This window comes from Bacillus sp. AFS073361, from assembly GCF_002567005.1.
GTDB lineage: Bacteria > Bacillota > Bacilli > Bacillales > Cytobacillaceae > Neobacillus.
This window is the reverse complement of the sequence record NZ_NUZU01000223.1, coordinates 19658-42502: the sequence shown is the minus strand read 5'-3', so window position 1 is coordinate 42502 and position 22845 is coordinate 19658. Positions and strand designations below refer to the sequence as shown.

Genomic DNA, 22845 nt, shown 5'->3' with positions numbered 1-22845 from the left:
TCTATCCTAACACAGGGGGATGAAAGGATTGTTTACTTTCTGGTGTATTATAAAAAAAATAAGTTCCCCCTCCAGATTCTGATATTTGAGCATAAAAGTAAAATTTCTCCCATTCTTCCGGAATCATTTCATTAACTGTTTCGGCTATTTCTCTATATAACTTATTCATTTCTTTTTCCACTTCGAATCAACTCCCCGCACCATTTCTAATCATCTTCTCAAATATCCCTTTTCCTTCTATTTCATAGACTATCTCAAAAAAACTTGGTCTTAGTGAACTTCCTGAATAAACCGGCTCAATTTTTACAGATACTTTTTTCGGTGGAATTTCTTTCAAAGCTTTTGCCCATTCCTTCTCCACTTTATACCACTCTCCACCCGAGCGATTGATTTGTCTATTCTGAGCAATTAAATTGTCAATATCTCCAGATCCATGGAATTGGGTTCCTATCAAGTGCCCGCCATCGTCATCCAATAGCCTGTCTTCTCGGCCCGCTGCCACTTGCATTCCAGGTTTTCGTGTGGAAGTAGGAAGAGTAGTAGACTCAGCAATCACCCAAGCGAAAAACTTGACCCCGCCGCGGAGAATGGGCTTTTCGTTCCATCTTTTATTGCTGCCGAAGCACTTTTCAAACGTGTAACTGTTAGCTGACCAGCAGTTTTTACCATGTGATCGATATGAGTCATTCCTTGATGGATACTCCCTTTAACTCCTGTCCGCAATCCGATTGTTCCGATACTCTCCCCAAGATGGGCGAGACGGACCGTGCTTGAGAATTTCGTTAACCCAAGTTATCTCATTGAAATTATAAAAAGGATTCAAAGCTCATTTGACTTTGAATCCTGGATTTATATCTTGTATCTTCCTAAACGATACGAAAAACCATAGCCTCTTAAAATTATGTTTTTATATTAGACTACGTTTCCTTCTACTTTCTGTAATACTATACATTAAATCAAATATTTCTTCTTCTGATCCTCGTTGAACGATATCCAAATCTTGTCGTTCACCTATCATATATATTTCCCAAAAATCCCCTTCTCTAAAACATCCTATTGTATAAGGTACATTTGAAACCATACCTATAACAATTTGCAATTCATTTAAATTTATGTTTTCTTTTTCGACTCTTTTTTCGTATTCTTCATTAGTCACTTTTTAACCCCTATAAAAAAAGAATAATAAATTTATTGAAACAATATTTTTTCCGTTCTCAATCTTTTAATAAAATTTTCAAGCGCATCACTTTCATTATCAAATACAGTTATGGAACCTTGGACAACACTAGCTCTCTCATCGGTTACATATACTTCCCAATTATTATTATTACCACTTATCCCTACTTCATTTTCTCTTAAAGGATGATCATTATACCAATTAAAACGTTGCAGCCCTTCATTTTTTATTATTTCCTTTGCTTCTTCATTCGTCATATCATGTCCTCCTTAGGATAACTTTAAGGTTAGTTAAATTATAGTTTATAAATTATTAGTAATTACTATAGCAATGGATTCCTTACCTTAAATTAGTATCACTTAACTTCCTTTAACAGTCCCAATTCTTCTAACCATCCTACAGGTAATGGAAGTTCATATTGTATTCCTCCACCTGACGACCCAAAACCTTCTGCAATTCCCCCTTGATGTGTAACTAATTTACTGTAATCCCCATTATAATATCTTAGTACCTGAGCTTCTATTTTTAATTTCAGTTGAGGATTGTTACACTTAGCAACATATTCCTCTAGCTTTGAAAAATCGCCCGTTACTTCATATTGATGATATTTTGAGAGGTCTTCTAAATATGGTAATGATCTTTGGTCATAAGTGAATGGAGTACCTTCTGGTACAGGTGAAGTGTATCTGCCATTTGCAGGTCCATATCTATCAAGGGTTTCAGCAGGTTTGGGCACATATACTTCTTTAATTGCATTCCCATCAGCATCAAGTACATAGCCTCCATTTGGAACCTCAGACCATTTGATTGAACCGTCCTCATTTAAAACTCCTGGATTCTTAGGTATTTGTATATCTTCCGGCCATTTTCCAGTTTTTAAATATTCCTCGGCATAGTTTGTATTAGAGTAACTATCATTATTCTTTAAATATTTATATAAATCTTCCTGTGAACAAGTAGTTTCTGTTAATAAGGTATCAACAGTTTTAATAGCTTCCTTAGGACTACTCTTACCGAGATTAACCCCATCAATCCGGCTCAATACATCTTTCAGCTTATTCTCCACCGCATGAGAATTCTCAACAGGGATTCGAACCTTTCCAACATCGCCAGCATCGCCAATTGACAAGCCCATCCGCCGCGACGGGGTAATGTTTTTCGCCTTTGTTATAGCAGAATCTACTAACCTTCCTGCTTCCAGTGTATCTTTTGCCAGTTTATTTTTCACCACATTGGTTGTATCTATTATTGCCGATGACGCACTCTTCAAACGTGTGACCGATTGCTGGCCAGCGGTTTTTACCATGTTATCGATATGATTCATGCCTTGCTGGATACTCTCTTTAACTCCTGTCCGCAATCCGATTGTTCCGATATTCTCCCCTAGATGGGCAAGACGGACCGTGCTTGAGAATTTTGTTAACCCACTCACACCAGGAACAATATCCAATGGAGCTAACAGTCCACGAAACCAGCGCTCCCCTGTCCCCAGCTCCCGACCTGACACCCAGTCCTTACCTGACACAGCTGTACTCAATTCCAGCGCCCCATAAGCAGCCCCTAATGCCAAGCCGGCTGGAGGACAAATAATCGTCGCCCCCACAATAACGGCCAACGCCCCGATTTGAACCCAAAATTCCTTGTCTTCTTGTTGGTTACGAATCGATTCATACTCAAAGGCACGCGTATTTAGAACACCTTGTTGATATTCTTCTTGCGAGAAATCCTGGTCTGGATTAAGTTCTTTCCAGGCATCGTATTCAAGTTTCATTTGTTCTGCATAATAATTATCTCCACTAAACAAGTCATCCAAGCTTACTTCCGTTTTAGGAACTTCCAACGATTGAGCAGGACCGTAACCGTAACCTGCATAGACATACTGAGTCTCTGTCGCCCCGACTCGATTCGTCGTCGTATAGCTGGAAATCGTTAAATCCCGCATCGCCTCGACAAAGGCATCCATATCTTCATAGAAAGGCTGATCAATTGTGCGGTCAACAATCTCTCCGACCTTCCCGGTAAAGTTATGTAAAATCTCGAAGTCTTCAAATAATCCCTGGTACTTGCTTTTTTGACTGGTGTGATGAAAGGTTATGACCCCGTCACTATCATAGTTCGCGATATCAGACTCAGCATCCTCTAAATTATCACTTAGATCCTTTAGGGTATCAATCATGCCTTTGCCCCAGCGGCCAAGGCCAATTAAATCGCCAATGCCGTCTTTCATCTTTTCCCAGTCTGATGGGATATATTTTACATCCATTCAATTATACCCCCAGTTTCGCAATGATTTGCTCAGCAATCGCTTCGTCTGCCTGCATCATCGTATTTAGGATATCAATCACCAACGCAGCCGCTCGGGAGTAATTGTCATATAAATCCATTACCTTCTGATTCGCCTCCGCATATACTTCCATGGCTTTTTTTGCTTTTCCTTCTGTGTAATAATCAAGACTTCCGAGCTTTTCAATATTCGGGGCAGCATTAGTCTCTAGTTCCGTAATAATTGCTTGTAAAAAGGTGAAAATTGTTGTCATCTCATCAGGATTTACATTGATGAGCAGGCTAGAACCGCCCCCATCAGCTTTAAGCATATGACTTCTCCTCCTTATAAGGGAAATCCATTTCGTCAAATAGGACCTTCAAAAACCAATATTGACTAGCATGGTAATATTTTTTATTTACCGTATCGACCATGATTAACTTTTCGTCTTTCGTAAAAATGAGCCACTGCTGATAATAGTGCCAATTAAATCGGTCTTTATGTTCCTCCTTAAGATGAAAGAATTCTATATTCATAAACATCTCTTCCGGCTCAAAACACTCTGTCTCGCGTCTTTCCTGATTGGATAATTCTTTTTTTAGGAACGCTTTTTCCATTTCAACCGGTTCTCTTACCATCACCGGAAATTGTTCACTTAACATTTTTAGAAGTGTTGCTTTAGAGGTGATACGTAACTGATAAGACCCTTGTCTCTCCAACTCTACCAGCACAATAACCTCATCTCTTTCACGTTCACGGAAGGCAAAGAGAAGATTATTGATACGAACGTATTTCTGGCTTTGATGATAAAATTCAAGGGTTTGGATGACTAGCGCCCCAGACTTTGTGATCTTTCCAGCGGGTGTAATGATTTTCTTCTCAATCAGCCGGTTATGAGCCTCTTTAAAGACTTCTTCGCCTTTTAATTGGTATACTTCTTTCTCAGGCAAGCCAAAAAGAACATTCCCACCAAAAGCTGCCGCTAATAGGTATAATTCAGCCACCGAAAACGTATCTGTTGACCGTTCCATCATAAATTCCTCACTTCCCTTACTGAGCCGTCTTGAAGGAAATCATCGAAGTAGCCATCAAGGTTGTTTAACGCTGTTGTTTGTTTTTTGACGGCAGATTTTAGGTCATGATGATATTTCTGAATGATTTCTAGATAACTTAAGAATGAATCTCTAGATTTCCCGCTCCATTTAGCCGAATGCAGGTAAGAAATTAGTTGTTCACAAGATTCATAGGTTTGTTCAATCGATTGCTCTAACGCCTTTGCCGCAGCCTTCGCTTCATTTACCTTATCCCCATCAATTCTAACGGTCCCCACTGATCAATCGCTCCAATCTCTCCTGTAGCTCTTTCAATTCCTTTTCTCTTTTTACTCTTTCCGCTTCCGCCTCTTTAATGGCCAAATCCTTATAATGAACATATCGTTCATATGCCTTATTTTTCGCTGAAACCAGTGAACTCCGCTTTTCTTGATCTGCTTGAAAATACTGTTTTAACTTTTCCGTTACATCTTCCCTGCTGGTTTCAAAATCATTTGAAGGTATATCTGAATGAGATAGATACGGAATCGTACCTAGATAGGAACTGTACGCTTGATTTGCTTCTGAAACCTTATGATCGTGTTCCGAAATGGCACTCTTGAGCTTTTCATATAGCTCATAATAATCATCTCTTTTTTTCTCCGTATCACTTTTAAACCAATCAAACATGGACATTCACTTCCTCTCTATTTACGTATGGAGCCGCAATTTTGATTTTCTCTGCCTTGCCTTGTCTAATGTAGTAAGCTTCATAAGGAAGTAGGTTTTGCTCTTTATAAGGACGACTCAAGACCTCAAGGATGCTCTGATCCGTAATTCTTCCAATTAATATTCCCGCCTTTTGTTTCTTCACTGTTGTGGCGATATCGTCATATTGTCTTTCTAATGCGCCATGGACGGCTCCGATCACAAAATAAATTCCTGTTCTCGCACCCGTATCAATCAGATTAGCCAGCATCGATTGGCTCGTAAACGACATCGATTCGATGATGAATGAGACATCCGTGATAAAGACAATCATTGGGCGAATTTCCTTAAGGAAATCATTCCTTGTTGCCCGTCCGTTAGTAGCTGTTTGCACTTGACGGAAGGCATCTTCCCTGGTTTCAAATAATTGTTGGAGCCGTTCTACAAAGACATCCATTGTTTCTGCATGATCCGCGTAAAGATTCACATTTTCCTTATAAACTCTAAATCTCGAAGAAACATTATCGATTAATCCCACATCAATGTGCTGATTAATCGAGATACTGGAAATCAGTGTTAGATATGTTTGTTCAACAGCGTCCATGCGATCGCTTAAGATTAATGTGTTTTGATCTTCAATGACAGATAACTCCATTGGCTCTACATTTTCAAAATCGACAGCAAACGGGATACCGCCATTGTTTACGATCGCTTTCGTCTCTTGTTTTTCAATAAAAGAAGTAAACTCAATAACATCTGGAACCATAGGAATTGGTAATGGCAGTTCCCCATGCCAGGCATTCCGCATCTCTTTACTCTCTTCTTGTATCCGATTAATAATCGAGAGCGTGTCGTCACCTTCGACAGGTAATGCCGTTTGAAATAATGTTGGCTGTTCTAATTTAACCAAGCCTCTTCCAGGAACTTCTTCAATTTGTAAATCCGTTCTTCCCACAATATTACGAGACTCCATTCCATCAATCATAAATAAAGAGATTTGATGTTTAATATTGGCAAGAACAGGGGCTCTCAGCACACTCTGACGTCCCGCACTAATAGCCATATGAATTCCTACACTAACACCTTCCCTGGCAATCTGCGCAGCCATTTTTTCAAAATCATCTCGATAGGCAGCATCATTAATGGAATCGACGTATCAATAATTAAAAGAATAACCGGAACCTCTTCACCACTGACTTGTTCATACATTTGAATATTAGCGACACCTAATTTACTTAATCGTTGCTTGCGTTCTTTCAATTCCTGCTGCAGGCGGCGGAAAAGCTTTCCTAACTTTATCTCTTCATCCCCCATAATCGTGTCTGCTGTATGCGGAAGTTCCCTCAATGGCAGCAGCCCATTTGTTCCGAGATCAATCAAATAAAAGTGGACTCGTTTAGGACTATGTTGTCTAGCAATATTCATGGCCACAGTTTGCAAAAAGGTCGACTTCCCATACCCTGGACTAGAAAAGACAGCCATATGACCATCCTTTGTAAGATTTAAGGTAAGTGGTTTTTGGGCCTGCATTTCCGGGAGATCTACAAAGCCAAAGGTCACCTCCAACGGTTTCTTATCTCCATACCATGCCTCTTTGTAGTTCCTCTCAGCAAAATCAGAAAGGAAAATCCGCTCTTCTAACGGCGGCAGCCATGGTCTAGGCAGATCCGCGATACGATTTTCCGCTGCATAGGCATGGATATAATCCACAACTGCATCCAGTTCGGTTGGAACCTTTGTTATCTCCTTCTTATTCGATAGACCACTTAAGTCATCCGAGAGGATGTCGTATTGTCCAAGCTCATTAATGGCATAAATGGTCGTATCCAGTAAGTCTTGTTCATTTTTATTCGGGATATAATCGGCACCGCTCCACGCACTTTGAAAAAGTTCATAGATTTCATTGTTCCCTACTTGTAAATAAGAACGGCCAGGCAGTGTAATATTCGCAGCATCCGGCGTTTTTAAGATTTCCATCGAATCACTGGCGTTTTGTACTTTGAGTGCAAGTTTAAATTTAGAGTTGGACCATATTTGGTCATCCACAACACCACTGGGTTTCTGGGTAGCCAGAATCAAATGAATTCCAAGTGAGCGGCCAATACGGGCTGTGGAAACCAGTTCTTTCATGAATTCAGGCTGCTCGGATTTGAGTTCGGCGAATTCATCTGAGATTAAGAATAAATGGGGCATTGGTTCACTTGCCTCACCTGATTTATAGAGCTTTTGATATTGATTAATGTGGTTGACATCATGCTCGCCAAATACACGCTGGCGCTTTTGTAATTCTGCTTTAATCGAAGCAAGTGCACGCATCGATTGCGTACCGTCTAAATTTGTAATCGTTCCTAATAAATGCGGGAGATCTTTAAATAAATTGGCCATTCCTCCGCCTTTGTAATCAATGAGCAAAAACGCAGCTTCATGCGGATGAAAGTTTACCGCAAGCGAAAGAATATACGACTGAATGATTTCTGATTTCCCAGAACCCGTTGTTCCCGCGATTAAACCATGCGGTCCATGTGCTTTTTCATGGAGGTTCAAATTGACAAGATCTTCTTTCCCCCGCAATCCTAGTGGAACAGCCAAGCTTTTATAGGTTTCATTTTTAGGCCAACGCCATTCAATACCGAGCTCCTCCACTTTCTCTACACCGTACATTTCGAGAAAAGTCACGCTTTCTGGTATTGAATTCTTTAGACTTTGCAGATGATTAAGCGATGCCAGCGCGCGAGAGAAATCTTCTTTATTAAAATCTTCCGGAAATTGATCCGGTGCGAATCTCCGATTGACCAATTCACCCTTCTCAAGAATCATCACTCCAGTTGAGGCATCACGAATATCAATGACCGTTTTCACATGTTCAGGAAGAGACTGCATAACATCTTGGACGAACACAAGTGAAACGCCTAATTCACTTGGGTCTTCATTAAAATATTCCATCACAGAATGATCCAAGATCATCTTTTCATCTGTGATCAGCACCACAAAGTGAGGAGTAAAATGCATTTTTTCACTCTTATTACTTTTCTCACTAATCGCGAGCTTGCGCGCTTTTAAGATCTGATAAAGTGAGTTAAGCACTTGATCACGGGATCTTTCGTGATAAACAAATCCCCTTACGTTTAGCTCTCGTAAACTAGCATGCGGGAGCCAGCGCATCCATTCCCATTTTCCCTTTTCTTCTTCCGGAAAGATCGTGACAAACTGCACATCATGGTAACTATGAAATAAAGACGTCTGCATCACCAGCATTTGTAGCTGTTCAAGCACGAGCGAACGCTGCCCGATGTATCCAACAGGTCCGTTTATAAGTGACGTCGCTGCCGGGACCTCCTCTAATGTGAGGTACTGAGCTCGAAGCTGGCGGGCTGCATCTACCAATTCATCCTTTACAAGGGTAAACTCCTCGATATTAAACTCAATCTCGAAGCTCGAATCAATCCGGCCCAATCCAAGACGATACATAAGAAAGTCATGATGTAAGCTGGTCTTTTCATACACGCGGGAATTCACTTTCATGGCCATATCCCGTAACTGCTGCACGTCTGGAAAATGATAATGGAGTGCATGCCGCTGCTCTTCACTTACCTGATATAATTGCTGTGTTTTTTGTTTCAAGTACTCTCGGTAGCTTGTATCCCGCTCTTTAATATCCATACTGTATTTCTTCAAACTTTTTAGATAGGATGTGATGAAAAAAATGACCGTGGTTACTGTCATGGCAAGCATAATGATGATATAAAACCCATTTGACATAAATAATGAAACCAATATCATTGCTGCAATCATCACCAGCGGCGGAACGATCACCCGTGCCAGTTGTTCACTCGGTTTTCCAGGCTTATTAGAGGGGTTAGCAATTTTTTGTTTTTCCTCAGGCTCACGGTAGATAATCCTTGGTGAACGATGATAATCAGGGTAATGACTGCCGAATTTCTGGTCAATGTCAAATAAACGAATTAATTTAGTTCCGATGATTGATTCTGCTCCGAGAATTTCAAGTTCATCCTGGCCAAGCCTCATCATCATTCCTTCAAAAAAAAGCTGGTCTCCTGGTTCTAGCTGAACTACACCCTTTGTTCGAATATAATTGTGGTAAACCTCACCTTCAAAGACCTCAAGTTTAAAAGGATCTCCTAACTTCTTACGAATAAGTACAAAATCCAGTGTTTGGCTCTCGATTCTTACATCATCGTAATCATTAGCACCAAACGTAATACTAAAGTTTTGTGTTGTATCGAATACACACCGCTCAGTCTCTTCCATCAAATACATCCGGATGGCATCATCATGAGTTTAAATGTAAGGCATTCGTTTACCCGAAGCTGTTGTTCACCGATTGTGCACGCAGCACCATCCCACATAATGGACAATCCTGGATGTAAATCGATAAATGTCATCGTATTGGAAAGATCATTTCCAACTGTTATTGTTTTTGGTTCATTTATCGTTAAATGGCATTTATGCAAATGATCTTTATAACTCAGAAGTAATAATCGTTGTGTCATCTTTCTCTCCCTCAGTTCTGCGGGTTTAGTATGGATTCCAGACCATATTTGTCAGCATATGTATCATATTGGTCTTGATATTTTTGAACTTTCTTTTCACGTGCTGTCCCACTTAAATCAGGGTCATTTTTTGCCTGTTCTATTTGCTTAATCAGTCCATACATAATTAATTGGGGATCATCAATATACTTTGCAAGATCGATAGATCTAGCAAAATCACCCCGGCCATTGTAAATCCAATACAATAAATAGTTAGGATCACTTTTTATACTAATATTTTTCAAGATTACCTCTTTCTGATCATCAGAAAGCTTTTCTGTTTTAATGAAGGAATACGCAAGAACATACTTACTCGTATCTGGTAATTTTTCTGGTGTTTGATCTTCTAAATCATTAATGACATTCCCATAATCTATAGATAAAAAATGACGATCTGCTTCGAGGAGATCATTTTGGAAAGGTGTTTTTACAAAGCTAAAATAGACGAGCGGAACAGCCAATATAACGACCAGTGCAATCATGCTAAAGGTTAATTGTTTATAAAGGCGAAACCTCTTTTTCGGTACATTTACTATGTTTTTTTCTAACTCCTGCTTTTCCTTAGTGTACTGTTCTTCCAAAAATTTGACTAAAGAAGCGAATTCCTGCAGTTCACCCACATGACGTTCAAACGCAGAATCCTTGGCATTTGCTAATGAACCAGAATAGAGGTCATCGTAGGTAAACTTTTTTGAAAATAATGCGATAATGATACATTTATATTGGAGAATAAATTTATCTTCATTCAGTTCATATGGGGGAATTAACTCCCGAATACCGCGAAACACGATTGATGGTAAAAGATTCTCATCAAAAATCAGATTGTCGGGATGTAAGAAGAAGGTCATGCGCGTGGTTAGGATTGTTCTGAATCGAGCAAGATTACACAAAAGGCGTAGTTTTTCTTTTCTGCTTAGCTTTTGTATGTCATCCCATGTGTGAGCCCGTGGATCGACTTCAAATGAGAAGGTAAACTTGTCGTCTCCTTCTTCAACGATTGCAGGAACGAATAAATCTGAGTCATGGTTAATTAAAGCCAATTGGCGTACATCTTTGACTCGTGTTTGGGATTTCGGCAAGTCGAGCTGCCATTTATTATTAAGAATGAGAAACTTGTATGTCATGGACTCCAATTGGATGCTTTTTTCATTCATGGGTTCTAACTCCTTTTAAGAAACAGGCGCTATCTTCCCATCAGACAGGCCTGTTTCTATATACTTATAAGACTAGTAAAAGGTCTCCATTGGTTACCGGGTAATCGATAAGCCGGTCGTCATCTGCCAATAAGAGTTCCTTATTAGAGAGCTTTACTGCAAAAAGAGGTGCTCTAGCAAGATCCAGATTTAAGGATTCGGCCAAGTTCACCAGCAGTTGTTTTATCGGTTGATGAGCAGGGATTCTTACGTCATATTGCCCTTGGCCCCATCTGCTAAAATCAACGGTCACGTTAACATGTGTTTGACTAGGCATGATGTTCCCTCCTTTAACCGTGCATTTTTCTCATCATTGTCAAAAGACCGCCGCAGCCAATCACGACCATTCCTAAAAATGTCGTGATTGTTTTAGTGTTTAGAAAACCATCATGTTGATCATCCAGCTCGTTCTGGGCGGAAGCTGTATTATATTGAACGGAATAATCACTCGAAAACAAGGCCGATTCGGTTTGCTTCAAGGTAATATCGGACTTACTCGGCGTAACAAAAAGCCCTTGTTGTAAATCAGAAGTAGATTGTTCCAGTTCGATTTGTTTCGTTTTAAGGGCAGTCTGAGTTTGTTCTTTGAACAGGTCAGGGGCCAATCTTTCCAATTCTGTTTCTTGATAATCCTGAGTGTCTAATGTCTTCCTATCAACTGCATCTTGGCCAATCCGATCCGTTTGTAATCGGATTTTCCCGCTATGGTCAAGGGTTTCATCTGCTAAAGGCTGGAGTGAAAACATCAATAGAAAGCCTGCAAGAACAGCGATTACGCTAAAGAGCCTCACTAATTCCTTCATGATGAACCTCCTCGCTTTTAACGGACCGATTAGTGACAAACAAATGACCCACTATGCTGACAACAATTAAGGCCGCTAAGCCAAAAATAATCCACTTCGTTTCAGCTGTTCCACTTCCAAAGTTCATTAATAACGTCTCAATGTATTGCAAAGGTGAGTAGTCTCTTAATGCCGCAGCAGCAGAGAATTGATCAAAGTGACGCCCGAGCGCCTCTGTTAGGAATAAATAGAGGCTCAAAATCACCAAAAGGATAAACATACCGGCCATTTTCAACTGCCGTAATAAATAGGATGCTACCAAGAGCTGTGTGACCATAATTAACGTGATTAAACTGGTCCATTGCAGGAACTCCCCTTCACTCATTTGCAGCAGATAGGCAGACAGCAGCCCAATTACGATTCCCTCGATGAGACCCATACTTACCGTTATAATGGTAAGCGGTAAATTATTGACGACTACAGATTTTTCACCTGCAAATGTATCGTCTTGTTGACGTTTTCGCTCATGAGTAGAGAGAACATAAGCGGTAAATAACGCGACAATAAAACAAATCAAAACAACAAAGTAGGGTGTAAAGGTATCACCTGCAGCGATGACTCCAGCATTCTTGGTTTCGACCGGATTTGAAAGAAAGCTTAACAACTCTTCATTCGGACGGTCACCTATGCGGCTATTGGCCAGCACTCCTGCGAAATTGCCAGCGAAGTTTTGATCCTCTGCCAATTTAGTTGTTAAATTATTCGAAAGGTCCCCGGCCTGTTTTACCAAATTCGTACCACTGGCTTGAATTTCCTTCGCTTGTCGATCGATCGTATCGAAGGTTCGATACACCGAATCAGCGGAAGCTAAATTAGACTTTGACTGATCCGCAAGGGATTGACTTGCAGCAAGCAGCGAGTTAAATTCATTTCCTATCGATAAAACGATCTGTTGTTCTTCATCCCCATTCAGTAAAACCTTTGCTTGTGCCGTTTGTAAATTAAGACTAGCTTCACGCCATGCTCCCAAATCTTTTAACGTCTCTGAAAGATTCGTATTTAAAGTTTCTGCTTGTGCCGTTGTTTCCTTTATCTTTTCCGACATTTGCGATGCATTTTGATTGGCATTATCAACTAGCAGCATATATTCATCTATTTTGCCTTTTACATCTTCTGTTTCTCCGCGAATTTCCTCTGTTATTTGTTCTGCAACATAAGCGGCTAATACATCCACAATGTCTTGCTTATTAAATAAATAATAAAGAGAATCTACTGTTGCCATTTCGGTAAGATTGGTTTGATTCAAATCATTTACTAGGTCCGGACGATTAAATAACTCCATGCCCATGCCAAAGTATAAATTATACAGCGTCATTAACTTTTGGAAATCACTGACGGTATCACTGGAAGCATTGATTAGAACATTGGTTGAGTCCCCAGTGAGAGGTGACATCACTTGGTGGGTAATATGATTATTTAAAATTTCCAATCTCTCAATAATACTTTCGTTATCATTGTCATTTGATTGAGTCACGTTTTGTGTATCGACCGGCTTTTCATCACTTGTACCTTCGCTCGGCTCTTCAGCTGCGACTGTCAATTCACTTTCTTCGGACGGTACGGATGGATTTGATTCTTTTTCAAGTTTAGCTGAATTTGCCTGTGTTGTTTGCGGTTGTTCTGGCTGTTCTGGTTGATCTGGCTGTTCTGGTTGATCTGGCTCTTCTGGTTGATCTACATCGGTAATATCTTTCTGATCAAGTTCCCAACTCCATGTAATCGGCTGGAATACATCAAGGATTGCATCCATATTATGAAGTGCCACATTAACTTTCACAGTAAATTGCCCTTTATCTGTTGAAGGCAGTTTAATTTTATCTTTATGGAGAAATGGCTCAGTATAATCCATTTCCTCGCTATTTGGTAATGTTAATAACACTCTCTTAATCTCAAATTCTTTTGGAATCGAAAGGGTAAATTCCTGCCCGTTCTTTTTATTTTTATCCAAGTGTACGGTATCTGACAGAGTTACCCCCTTTGTCATTAAATCACTTTTTAATTGTTCTACCGTTTTTGACAAAGGTATCCCATTTGCAACGCGATTGGGAGTATAACCAAACTCTTGATTGTATTTATTGGTTACAGCTATGACATTTTTCAGCTGTGTAATCGTTTGATTACTTAAGCCTAAGCCGTCTAAATCCTTACTATCCATTGTCGGCAATTGATCGATTTGCTTCTGTAATGTTTCCCGAGCATTTTTATCTGGAGCCGCAAACATATGATTTAAGGATACATTTTGCTCCTTACCGGAACTATTTTTTATCTCGCTTTTAAGCTTGTCGGTAATTGCTTGCTGCATATCTGATGCCAATGTTTCCGACAGCTCTGTATTCATTTGATCCATTTTATCCTTCGTGTTCTTTAAGTATGTTTGAAGGGCAACTGATTCAGTTAATATTGTCGCGGATTGATCATCATTTTTGTGAAACTGATCGTTAATCGCCTTATTGGCTGACGTTAAATAATCTAATTGCTGCATGACATCGCCATGATTCATATTACGATCTAACATATTAAGCCGACCGGAGAACTCTTTAGTTAAAAGGCCATTTGCTGCTTTAAATTTCGTAAAATCCACTAAGCTGGATTGGTAGGTATGACTCGCGGTTACATCCTCACCCAAACTAGTTGAGAACCCTTTTAATAGATCCTGTAAGCCCGTAAAACTCTCTTTCGATATCACTGTGTTACTCTCAACGGCTCCAAACTGATTGGTATAACCGGCTAAGGGACGATGGATGGATTGATTATAGAAGTTCGTATATACTTGCTCCTTATTTACCAATGTACCAATATTGTCCTGAGCATCATGTAAATTGCCGATGACACTGGCAAAATAGACATCAATAATTTGGCGGTTAAAATCTCCTAAAATAGCGCTCGCCGTTTTCTCGGCTTTTGCTTTTATATTGCTGTTTTCCGAAGCATTAATTTTGTAGTTCAATACCACCTGTTCTGGCGATTTCGAATCAATTGATAATGCCTTTTCTGTAAAATCATTCGGAATGACAATTATCATGTTGTAGACATTCCGCGCAAGGCCGCTTTCAGCGACTCCACGGCTGACAACATACCAGTCATGTGTATTATCTTTCTCAATGTTCTTGATGAATTCAGCACCGAATTCATAGTTCTTATCATTAAATTGAGCACCTTGATCTTCATTAACCAATGCTACAGTCATTTTCTGCTCATCAGTACTGGCTTTGCTATTTGAAACTTGATTCAATGCCAGATAAGAGATGCCCGAAGATAATGCAAGGATCAGAACTATAAATAACAAGGCACCCCGCTCAAACCTTTTCATTTACTCAACCCCTGAAATTTTTAATAGTAATAAAGAAATGATTTCTATTTTTATATAAAAACAAATTAATATGTTGGGAACTTTTTAAATTTGCATTTTACGACAAATAAAGAATAAAAGCCACACAACGATTGTCGCGTGGCTTTTGATTTATTGGGAACTAGTCCCGAATGACTTATTCCACTGATCCAATGTTAATCTTCCAGATGTCAGGCAACCGGATTAATTAAGCCCAAAATTTTGTGATAATTGCTCATCTTGTTGAGCAACTGCATCCGCTGTCTTGTTCAATTGTGTGTTGATTTCTTGCATCAATTGAGCAAAATTTTGTACCTTTGGCTTCAATTGGTTAAACTGATCATCGAATCTTTGGAAGGCACGGCCTTCCCATTCACCACGAAGTTCATTTTGTAAATTTGTTAAGTCTCTTAAAATTTGCTCAATTTGTTGTGAACTTTGCCCATAGCGAGTTGCTTTAGCTTTTAACTCTGCTGGGGTCATACGAATTTGTCCAGCCACTTGTTCTCCATCTCCTCTACCTATAGTTTGCCCTAGAATCGATTTATCACTTTTTCCAGACCAATATCACTACGTTGGAAGTATATTCCTATCTATTTTTTATCATAGGTTCATACAACATTCAAATCACCCCGGATTGGAGTAGGCTTATTTCTAGTACTTTCTTTCTATTTATTTTTGAAATTAGGGATTTTTAGGAGGAACATGTGAAAAATATAATTCTTTCTCATCAAGACAATGGGTTGGTTTTTAAGCGAAAATTAAGGGAATATAAAAAATCGTAGAACTTTTTGCCTGTTTTCGGGAATGAGTTGGGTTCCTTGTCCAGTTCCAAATACACAAACTTTACTTGACAAGAAAACGTAATCGGTTGGCATTTTGATGTTAAAAAGTGAATAAAGAGGCTTCTCAAAAATTGGATTAATGAGAGGCCTCTCTGATTATAAAAATTTTTTCAATAATGAAATATCTTTATAAAAAAAGCTCCTTGAAAAAACCTGCCATGTTTATGGCAGGTTACAGATAATCGCAGGGTCTTATTCTCCTACTATTCTTGCGTCCTTAAGCATCTCATCTGTTAAGGTAATTCCTTCTTCCTGGGCTGCTTTTTTGTTAATGAATAGCTCAAGATTTTCCGGGAAGCCAACAGGAATTTCGCTTGGTTTTTTTCCTTTGAGAATTTCCACTGCCATTTTACCGGTAGTGTAGCCTAAATCGTGATAGTCAAATCCATAAGATGCGAATGTTCCGCGTTTTACAGAATCACCTTCACCAACAAAGGTTGGGATATCCTTGGCATTGGCAACAGTTATAACTGACTCAAGGGCAGCAACAACGGTATTATCCTTTGGAATATATAATACGTCTGCACGACCTACCATTGACTCGGCCGCCTGCTTTACTTCAGAACTAGCTGTTATCGTGGTTTCAACTGACTCCAGTCCGGCTGCCTCTATTGCTGTCTTCGCGTGTTTTACATTTACAACAGAGTTGGGTTCTCCATTGTTATATATGATGCCTACTTTCTTGGCATCAGGAATAAAGGTTTTAATTGCGGCAATCGTGTTCTTTATCGCGTCAGGATGTGTATCAGATGTGCCTGTCACATTCCCGCCTGGCTTTTCTAAGCTTTGGACAAGCTCGGCACCGACTGGATCGGTAATCGCAGTAAATAAGGTTGGAATATCCTTCGTCTGATTGACCACCGCCTGAGCACTAGCTGTGGCAATAGCCAAAATAAGATCATTCTTGTCTGCGACTAAATTTTGAGCAATGGACGTATTATTGTTCATGTCACCTTGAGCATTTTGATAATCAAGCTTCAGATTCTTTCCTTCTTCATAGCCGGCATCCTTCAGTGCTGCGATAAAACCCTCACGAGCTGCATCAAGCGATGGATGTTCAACAATTTGCGTAATTCCTATTTTTACAACTTTCTCTTTTTCCTCTCCTCCTGTTTCCTTACTTCCCCCACTGCACGCGGAAAGTAACAATAAGAATCCACACAATACTAACGCTAAACTCTTTCTCATCTGTAATCCTCCCCAAAATATTCCACTATTTATGTAGTTTCTCGATGAACAATAATGAAAGCGATTTCCTTTATCGATATAACTTTTGAAAATTTATAATATTCAGATTCTATCATGTCCACCAGTCTAAGACAATAGTAAATTTCATATCTAGAAAGCAGCACTGAGAAAATAAATAAAGCTCTTATAGTAAACGTTGTTGCTGTATTTGATTTGTGGCCCATTCGGACAGCTTTCGTGATTTCAAAGGCACTCGTGTCCGAACATCGGGCGTCTTCGGACAGCTTTCATAGTTTCAATGGCACTCATGTCCGAACATCGGTCAGCTTCGGACAGCTTTCGTGATTTCAATGGCACTCGTGTCCGAACATCGATGCCGATAACAGCATAAATAAAAAAAGCACTAAACCTGATTAAGTAAGGTTCGATGCTTTTTCGTGAAATAGTGATATTACATTATGCCTTCCATTCATCTAGAAATATAGATTAAATAATAGCTTCTAACTTTGTCGATATATACTTCAGAATTTGTAGATATTTCCCGGGAATTTGTTGAAATTTGAAAAATAGTGAAATTATTATTGAATGAGGTCGTGGGGTGAATTTTTATTTGTATCGGGTATCGCAACAGTTTCTTCTAGTCCTTTTTATGTTGGTTCCCAAGGCCTTTAGTATATCGCCTAGCGATACGAAACAAACAGCATATCGCCCCGCGATACAAAAGACATTAGAGCAGCCTAAAAGGACACTTTATTTTCTAAATATCGATAAAAGTCCTCCCCATTTTACTCTAGGTTTCTCAATCGCCTCTTCTAAACGTTTATTAAAATCATTTTGTGAACGCCATTCTTTTTCCAGTTCGTCCCGTATATTTTGTATCTCTTTTTGTAAGGATTCACTTTTTTGTATTTCTTGTAGCAGCAATGTTTCGTAATGGGTATTTTGTTGTTCAATTAATTTTTCAATTTTAGTATTCGTTTTTTGCGCTGAATTTGCAATACTGGAACTGATAACATGGTGATCTTGCTGAAGTCGGGAAACCGAGGTCTTCAGCTGTGACATATCGTTTGTCAATTGAACATTCATTTCACGTGCAGCTGCAAGTTCATTGACTACAAACATTAAGACCTCTTTTAATTGCTTGGGGTCTTGGGGTAAATTCCCAAATATTCCCTGCGCTACAATCTCTGTTTCACTGGATCCTTCTAATCTTTCTTTTTGTTGATACACAATCTCTTTAGCTGTATCGTCCAGGGGCTTGTCCGTATCGCGTAACGCTATAAGCGCTCCTATATCGGATTGAACAAAGATACGTCGATCGCCATCCTTCAAAAACTCATATCCATTCCGCTCTAAGATTTGGCCATATTTTCGAACAGTGGGCGTTGCAATCCCTACTTCTTCTGCCGCTTCTTTGGAAGAGAACGCACGTTCATTCGGTTGTATATCACGTCGCATATCGAACCTCCTTTTCTATTAAATATGAAGGATTTATGACTTATTTGCAAGAGTTATATCGCCCAGCGATACGAAACATAATTAAGAACAGGTCGGCTTTCTTGGATGCTGGCACGTGTGTTTATATAAAAGAATAACCCGCCTTATAGAAGGCAGGTTACAGAAAAAAATAAATTTTATTCCACTATCTTTAATTTTTCTTTGATCCAATCATTCCGTAATCCTTTATCGTAATCGATACATCATAAGTAATGGGAAGCTCACTAAATTTTTCATCCCAATTCCCCTTTACGCTTTTCCAGACATTGGGGTATTTTATTCGTAATTGATTGCCAAATCCCCCCACATCCACTCCCAATTCCTTTTGCATTTTTTTGGTGGTATTCACTACTAAGCGCCTCACTTCCTTCTCAGTCGCACTTTCGATTTGTTTAATCGTTTTGTCCTTAAAAGCAGGTTTAAAGTGAGGATTCCAATATTCAGCAATTCTTCCCTCGGACTCAATTTTTACATCAAACGAAATTCTACCACCAATAACATGCGGCTTAATTTTGCTTTTCATTGACTGAATCTGATAATATGTGGGTTTATCCGACTCTTTTTGGTAGGCTTTTACCGCTCCGCTTTTACCCTCTCCTGTTATCCAATTTATGCCTTCAATTTCTTCCTTATTAAGAATCCCAATCATCTTGTTGGTTCTTCCTTTGATTACGGCCGCTCCATCAAGTTCAATTTCTCCCTTTTTTATATCTATCAGTTGTAAGAGGAAGCTGGTCTGCGAGTTCGATTTCCCCCATATTTTCATTAATGAGATGTGCCTCAAAACTTTCGTTGTAAGTTCCTGTTCTGCAATTTCTACCAAGCGTATAGCAGGAATGACTTCTGGTTCCTTTGATTCTAGAGTTCGTGCGGCTGCTCCTTTAGAAATAAAAACTAAGGTACTTCCTCTAATATCGATATCCCGAAAGAACAAATCTGTTATTTCTCTAATTGGCTCTTCACGAGCAAGATTTTGCCCAATAATCACTGCTTTTTCATGTGCCCCAGAAATAAACCCTTCCCTTCGTAATGTCGTTTCCCAGCCAATTGGTTCTAGTGAATTTCCTGTCGCAGAGACATTAATATAAGGTTTTTGTTGTGGCAATTTGTTATTTGAATTACCGATTGCATTTGGTATTACATATTGAAGAGTTGATCGTATTTTTCCATCTTTTGATATATCTACTGCTGTGCCGACAGCGATATTTAAATCTTCAATGGACTTGCTGCTCCAACAGCCTGGCAGCAGAAAAAGCAAAAGGATCGAGACAAATGAATTTCTTAGTATAGGTTTACATTTTTTCATATTTTCTTTCCTTCACCTTGGAGATAGCGAAAAGGAACAGCGGCATAATAAAAAATAAATAAAGGGCGAATTTACCAATCACATCTGACATTTTAAATACCTCATTTATATTTTTAGGAATCATAGAAACTAAATAAATGATCGGCATTAAACTATAAATAAACACGGGACTATTTTTCGAAAAAATCTGATTTAATCCTAGAGTAGCAATAAATAATGCAATGACATACGTAGCGAATATTTGCATAATCCAAATGACAAGAATGAGGGAATCGAATCGTTCAAATAAAAGGCCTTTGATTTCAAAGCTTCGAATAAACGTAAGTACAGGCCATGTTTGTGTCACCACCGTGTCTACTGACATGGTACCTACTACGATTACCACGGTAATGGTATAAAAGATAAAGGGTATTCCAACTCCAAGTAATGGAACTTTTGTTACCTTGGTCTTTTCCTTCATAAACATATAAATAAAGAGGAGAATTTCGAAGCCTGCAAAGGAAAGAGAGGAAGTTGTTAACCCCTTCAAGACAGGTTTAACCCCCGATCCCAGCACCGGACGTAAGTTATCCACCTCAAATAATTCGATGCCTAAAAACATGACCATAAGGAGAAACAGGACAGTAATTGGAAAAATAATTTCTAATAACCGCGCAATGGCATTTACCCCGCCCTGAACTAAGTAAAGACCGATCCACAAAAAGGGCATCATGATAGCCCATGTTGGTGTTCCCTGAAGTAGGAATAATCGGGTAGTTTCAGCCATAGTTCGAACCTCATAAGCGGACAACGCAATATAGTAGCAGATAACTGTTAAACTTAGCAGCGATCCTATCCATTTTCCAAGTAGTTTTTGATTAAATTGATAGAAACTTTCATTCGGGTATCTTTGGCATAATTTTAATATGATTATTGCTACAAGAGTAATAATTACTCCACTAACAATTATGGCGATCCAAGAATCGGGAGTTTTGATTTTCTCTGTCGTGGTTCTGGGCAGCGTTAATATCCCTGCACCGAAAATAAAATTTGTAATAAACATTACTGCTTGATGAGAAGTTATTCGATCTAAAGGACTGGAGGTCATAATTGGTCAACTCCTTTCAAACCGTTACCTTTTTCTTACTGAATCTTTTGGATGCAACAGTTTTGGACGGCGTTTCATCAGGAATAGGGGGACCCGTATCATGAAGTCCTTCCAATCCGACAATCGAAATGATACAGCAGGGCTCAAATATGGAATGCCAAAACTTTTAAGCCTGACCAAATGGCTGCATACCAATAGGAAGAATAGTACGACTCCATATAATCCAAACACACTAGCAAATAGCATTGACGCAAAGCGAAGAATTCTTAATGCAATCCCTACATTATATTGCGGTAACGTGAATGAAGAGATGGCCGTGACAGCAACAACGATGACCATGATTGGACTTACTATTCCTGCTTGCACTGCTGCTTCTCCAATGACTAAACCGCCGACAATCCCTATCGATTGTCCAATAGGTTTCGGTAAACGAAGCCCGGCTTCTCTTAATACTTCTATTGATACTTCCATTATGAGTGCCTCAATTAAAGGGGGAAAAGGAACTCCCTCTCTGGTGGCTGCAATGGAGAAAATGAGCTTTGTTGGAATTAACCCTGGATGAAAGGAAATAAAAGCAATATATAAAGAAGGAACAAATAAAGCAATAAAGGCTGAAAAATAACGTAATATACGAATTAATGTCGCAGCCATCCATCTTTCGTAATAGTCCTCAGGAGACTGTAGCAGCATATGGAAGGTAACAGGAACAATTAAGGCAAAAGGTGAGCCGTCCAACAGGATAGCTACCCTTCCTTCCATCAAAGCCCCCATAACACGATCAGGTCGTTCTGTACTTTGCACTTGCGGGAATGGACTTAAAAAATTATCTTCGATTAATTGTTCAATATAGCTAGAGTCATGGACATCATCAATTTTTATTTTGTTAATCCGTTGCTTAACCTCTTCTAATAAATGAGGGTCTACAATATCTTTCATGTAGATAATGACTAGTTCCTTTTTGGAGCGCTCTCCCACCTGAGAGCTGATGATAGATAGGTTTTGATCTTTGCCATGCCGCCGGAGAAGAGCTGTATTATCCTTTAAATTTTCAATAAAGCCTACCCTGGGTCCATGTACTAATGCCTCAGTAGGCGGCTCATCAATATTTCTTGTTTTAGCATTAGAAACGCCAGCCAGGAAAACGTCTTCTAGACCATCGACTAAAATCGCAATTGACCCAAACATTATTCCGGAGGTTATATCCTTAAGAGTACGAGCTTCACTTAAACCGCATACAGAAAGGGCTTGATTTTTAATATACTCCTTTAAGGAGGAATTTTTTAGAGGATCGCCGGTATCTTTTGGTGAAGCCCACATGAGATCAACCAAAATATGATTATTAATTACATCCGTATCTGCCAACCCATCTATAAAAATAATAGCAATACGTATGCCCGTTGTTCCCATTTGAAACTCACGAAATTTCACATCTGAATTATGCCCAATCTCTTGGCGAATTAAATTTAGATCTTCCGTAAGATTGCCAGTCATTTCATTAATAGATTCTTGAAATGGCTGTTTATCCTGTTTTGCATTTTTTGCAGATTCTTCAATTTTCATCCGGTTTTTGTTTAGCCTCCGCCATCTCATTAATCATCACTCTTCTCTAATGAATGAACCCATTTGAAAAATTTAAAAAATCCAAGTGGAACTATAAATGTAATAAATGCTTGTACGAAAATGATATAGTCCGGTATGACAGAAAGGATTTTCTTGAACATTAAAATCTCTCCTATAAATGCTCAAAAGTATTTTCGTTAAAATGTTTTAGAACACACGATTGTATTGTTTGCCTTTTATGTTAAAATTAACCGATTATTGGAATAGTAA

General features: G+C 39.1%; 20 protein-coding genes and 2 pseudogenes. All 22 read right to left on the bottom strand.

Annotation, left to right across the window (positions count from 1 at the left end; genetic code table 11):
* Positions 1-22: 22 nt before the first annotated feature.
* A pseudogene (locus tag COJ96_RS26965) lies at positions 23-181 on the bottom strand (immunity protein YezG family protein); the annotation flags it as partial.
* 6 nt (positions 182-187) lie between these two features.
* Complete coding sequence (locus tag COJ96_RS26960) at positions 188-556, bottom strand: DNA/RNA non-specific endonuclease (protein WP_251463187.1); 369 nt, start codon at positions 554-556, stop codon at positions 188-190.
* Positions 553-687 carry a hypothetical protein gene (locus COJ96_RS29460; RefSeq protein WP_257148651.1) on the bottom strand — a complete coding sequence of 45 codons (135 nt, stop codon included), beginning with the start codon at positions 685-687 and terminating at the stop codon, positions 553-555. Before COJ96_RS29460 ends, COJ96_RS26960 begins: the two co-directional genes overlap by 4 nt.
* A 220-nt stretch (positions 688-907) precedes the next feature.
* A complete protein-coding gene (locus tag COJ96_RS26955) occupies positions 908-1156 on the bottom strand; it encodes a hypothetical protein (protein WP_098576706.1) in 249 nt (82 codons plus the stop codon).
* Between the two features lie 32 nt (positions 1157-1188).
* The gene (locus COJ96_RS26950) at positions 1189-1434 is read right to left on the bottom strand and encodes an Imm59 family immunity protein (protein WP_098576705.1); all 246 of its coding nucleotides are present in this window, start codon (positions 1432-1434) and stop codon (positions 1189-1191) included.
* Positions 1435-1532: 98 nt separating this feature from the next.
* Positions 1533-3440: a TNT domain-containing protein gene (locus COJ96_RS26945; RefSeq protein ID WP_098576704.1), complete on the bottom strand. Its 1908-nt coding sequence runs from the start codon at positions 3438-3440 to the stop codon at positions 1533-1535.
* Positions 3441-3444: 4 nt separating this feature from the next.
* On the bottom strand, positions 3445-3771 hold the full coding sequence (locus tag COJ96_RS26940; protein WP_098576703.1) for a hypothetical protein: 327 nt from the start codon (positions 3769-3771) through the stop codon (positions 3445-3447).
* Complete coding sequence (locus tag COJ96_RS26935) at positions 3764-4474, bottom strand: DUF5081 family protein (protein ID WP_257148650.1); 711 nt, start codon at positions 4472-4474, stop codon at positions 3764-3766. The genes COJ96_RS26940 and COJ96_RS26935 overlap by 8 nt, the downstream gene beginning before the upstream one ends.
* The gene (locus COJ96_RS26930; protein WP_098576701.1) at positions 4471-4770 is read right to left on the bottom strand and encodes a WXG100 family type VII secretion target; all 300 of its coding nucleotides are present in this window, start codon (positions 4768-4770) and stop codon (positions 4471-4473) included. The genes COJ96_RS26935 and COJ96_RS26930 overlap by 4 nt, the downstream gene beginning before the upstream one ends.
* Positions 4757-5167 carry a chorismate synthase gene (locus tag COJ96_RS26925; protein ID WP_180230278.1) on the bottom strand — a complete coding sequence of 137 codons (411 nt, stop codon included), beginning with the start codon at positions 5165-5167 and terminating at the stop codon, positions 4757-4759. Before COJ96_RS26925 ends, COJ96_RS26930 begins: the two co-directional genes overlap by 14 nt.
* Positions 5154-9690: pseudogene (essC, locus tag COJ96_RS26920) on the bottom strand (type VII secretion protein EssC). The gene COJ96_RS26925 and the pseudogene essC overlap by 14 nt, the downstream one beginning before the upstream one ends.
* Before the next feature lie 11 nt (positions 9691-9701).
* The gene (gene essB, locus COJ96_RS26910) at positions 9702-10883 is read right to left on the bottom strand and encodes a type VII secretion protein EssB (protein ID WP_098576698.1); all 1182 of its coding nucleotides are present in this window, start codon (positions 10881-10883) and stop codon (positions 9702-9704) included.
* 64 nt (positions 10884-10947) lie between these two features.
* Positions 10948-11199 (bottom strand): EsaB/YukD family protein, encoded by a 252-nt coding sequence (locus tag COJ96_RS26905; protein WP_098576697.1) that lies wholly within the window; start codon positions 11197-11199, stop codon positions 10948-10950.
* A gap of 13 nt (positions 11200-11212) precedes the next feature.
* On the bottom strand, positions 11213-11725 hold the full coding sequence (essA, locus tag COJ96_RS26900; protein ID WP_098576696.1) for a type VII secretion protein EssA: 513 nt from the start codon (positions 11723-11725) through the stop codon (positions 11213-11215).
* Positions 11700-15074, bottom strand: coding sequence for a type VII secretion protein EsaA (esaA, locus tag COJ96_RS26895; protein ID WP_098576695.1), 3375 nt, complete (start codon positions 15072-15074; stop codon positions 11700-11702). Before esaA ends, essA begins: the two co-directional genes overlap by 26 nt.
* A gap of 222 nt (positions 15075-15296) precedes the next feature.
* Entirely contained in the window at positions 15297-15593 is a 297-nt protein-coding gene (locus COJ96_RS26890; protein ID WP_026565218.1) for a WXG100 family type VII secretion target, read from the bottom strand.
* Positions 15594-16129: 536 nt separating this feature from the next.
* Positions 16130-17125 (bottom strand): ABC transporter substrate-binding protein, encoded by a 996-nt coding sequence (locus COJ96_RS26885; protein WP_098576694.1) that lies wholly within the window; start codon positions 17123-17125, stop codon positions 16130-16132.
* 750 nt (positions 17126-17875) lie between these two features.
* On the bottom strand, positions 17876-18583 hold the full coding sequence (locus COJ96_RS26880; protein WP_098576693.1) for a hypothetical protein: 708 nt from the start codon (positions 18581-18583) through the stop codon (positions 17876-17878).
* A 190-nt stretch (positions 18584-18773) separates the two neighbouring features.
* Positions 18774-19928 carry a Ger(x)C family spore germination protein gene (locus COJ96_RS26875; RefSeq protein WP_098576692.1) on the bottom strand — a complete coding sequence of 385 codons (1155 nt, stop codon included), beginning with the start codon at positions 19926-19928 and terminating at the stop codon, positions 18774-18776.
* Positions 19915-21015: a GerAB/ArcD/ProY family transporter gene (locus COJ96_RS26870; RefSeq protein WP_098576691.1), complete on the bottom strand. Its 1101-nt coding sequence runs from the start codon at positions 21013-21015 to the stop codon at positions 19915-19917. The genes COJ96_RS26875 and COJ96_RS26870 overlap by 14 nt, the downstream gene beginning before the upstream one ends.
* Before the next feature lie 24 nt (positions 21016-21039).
* Positions 21040-22605 (bottom strand): spore germination protein, encoded by a 1566-nt coding sequence (locus COJ96_RS26865; protein ID WP_098576690.1) that lies wholly within the window; start codon positions 22603-22605, stop codon positions 21040-21042.
* Entirely contained in the window at positions 22605-22736 is a 132-nt protein-coding gene (locus COJ96_RS29455) for a hypothetical protein (protein ID WP_098576689.1), read from the bottom strand. The genes COJ96_RS26865 and COJ96_RS29455 overlap by 1 nt, the downstream gene beginning before the upstream one ends.
* Positions 22737-22845 lie beyond the last annotated feature (109 nt).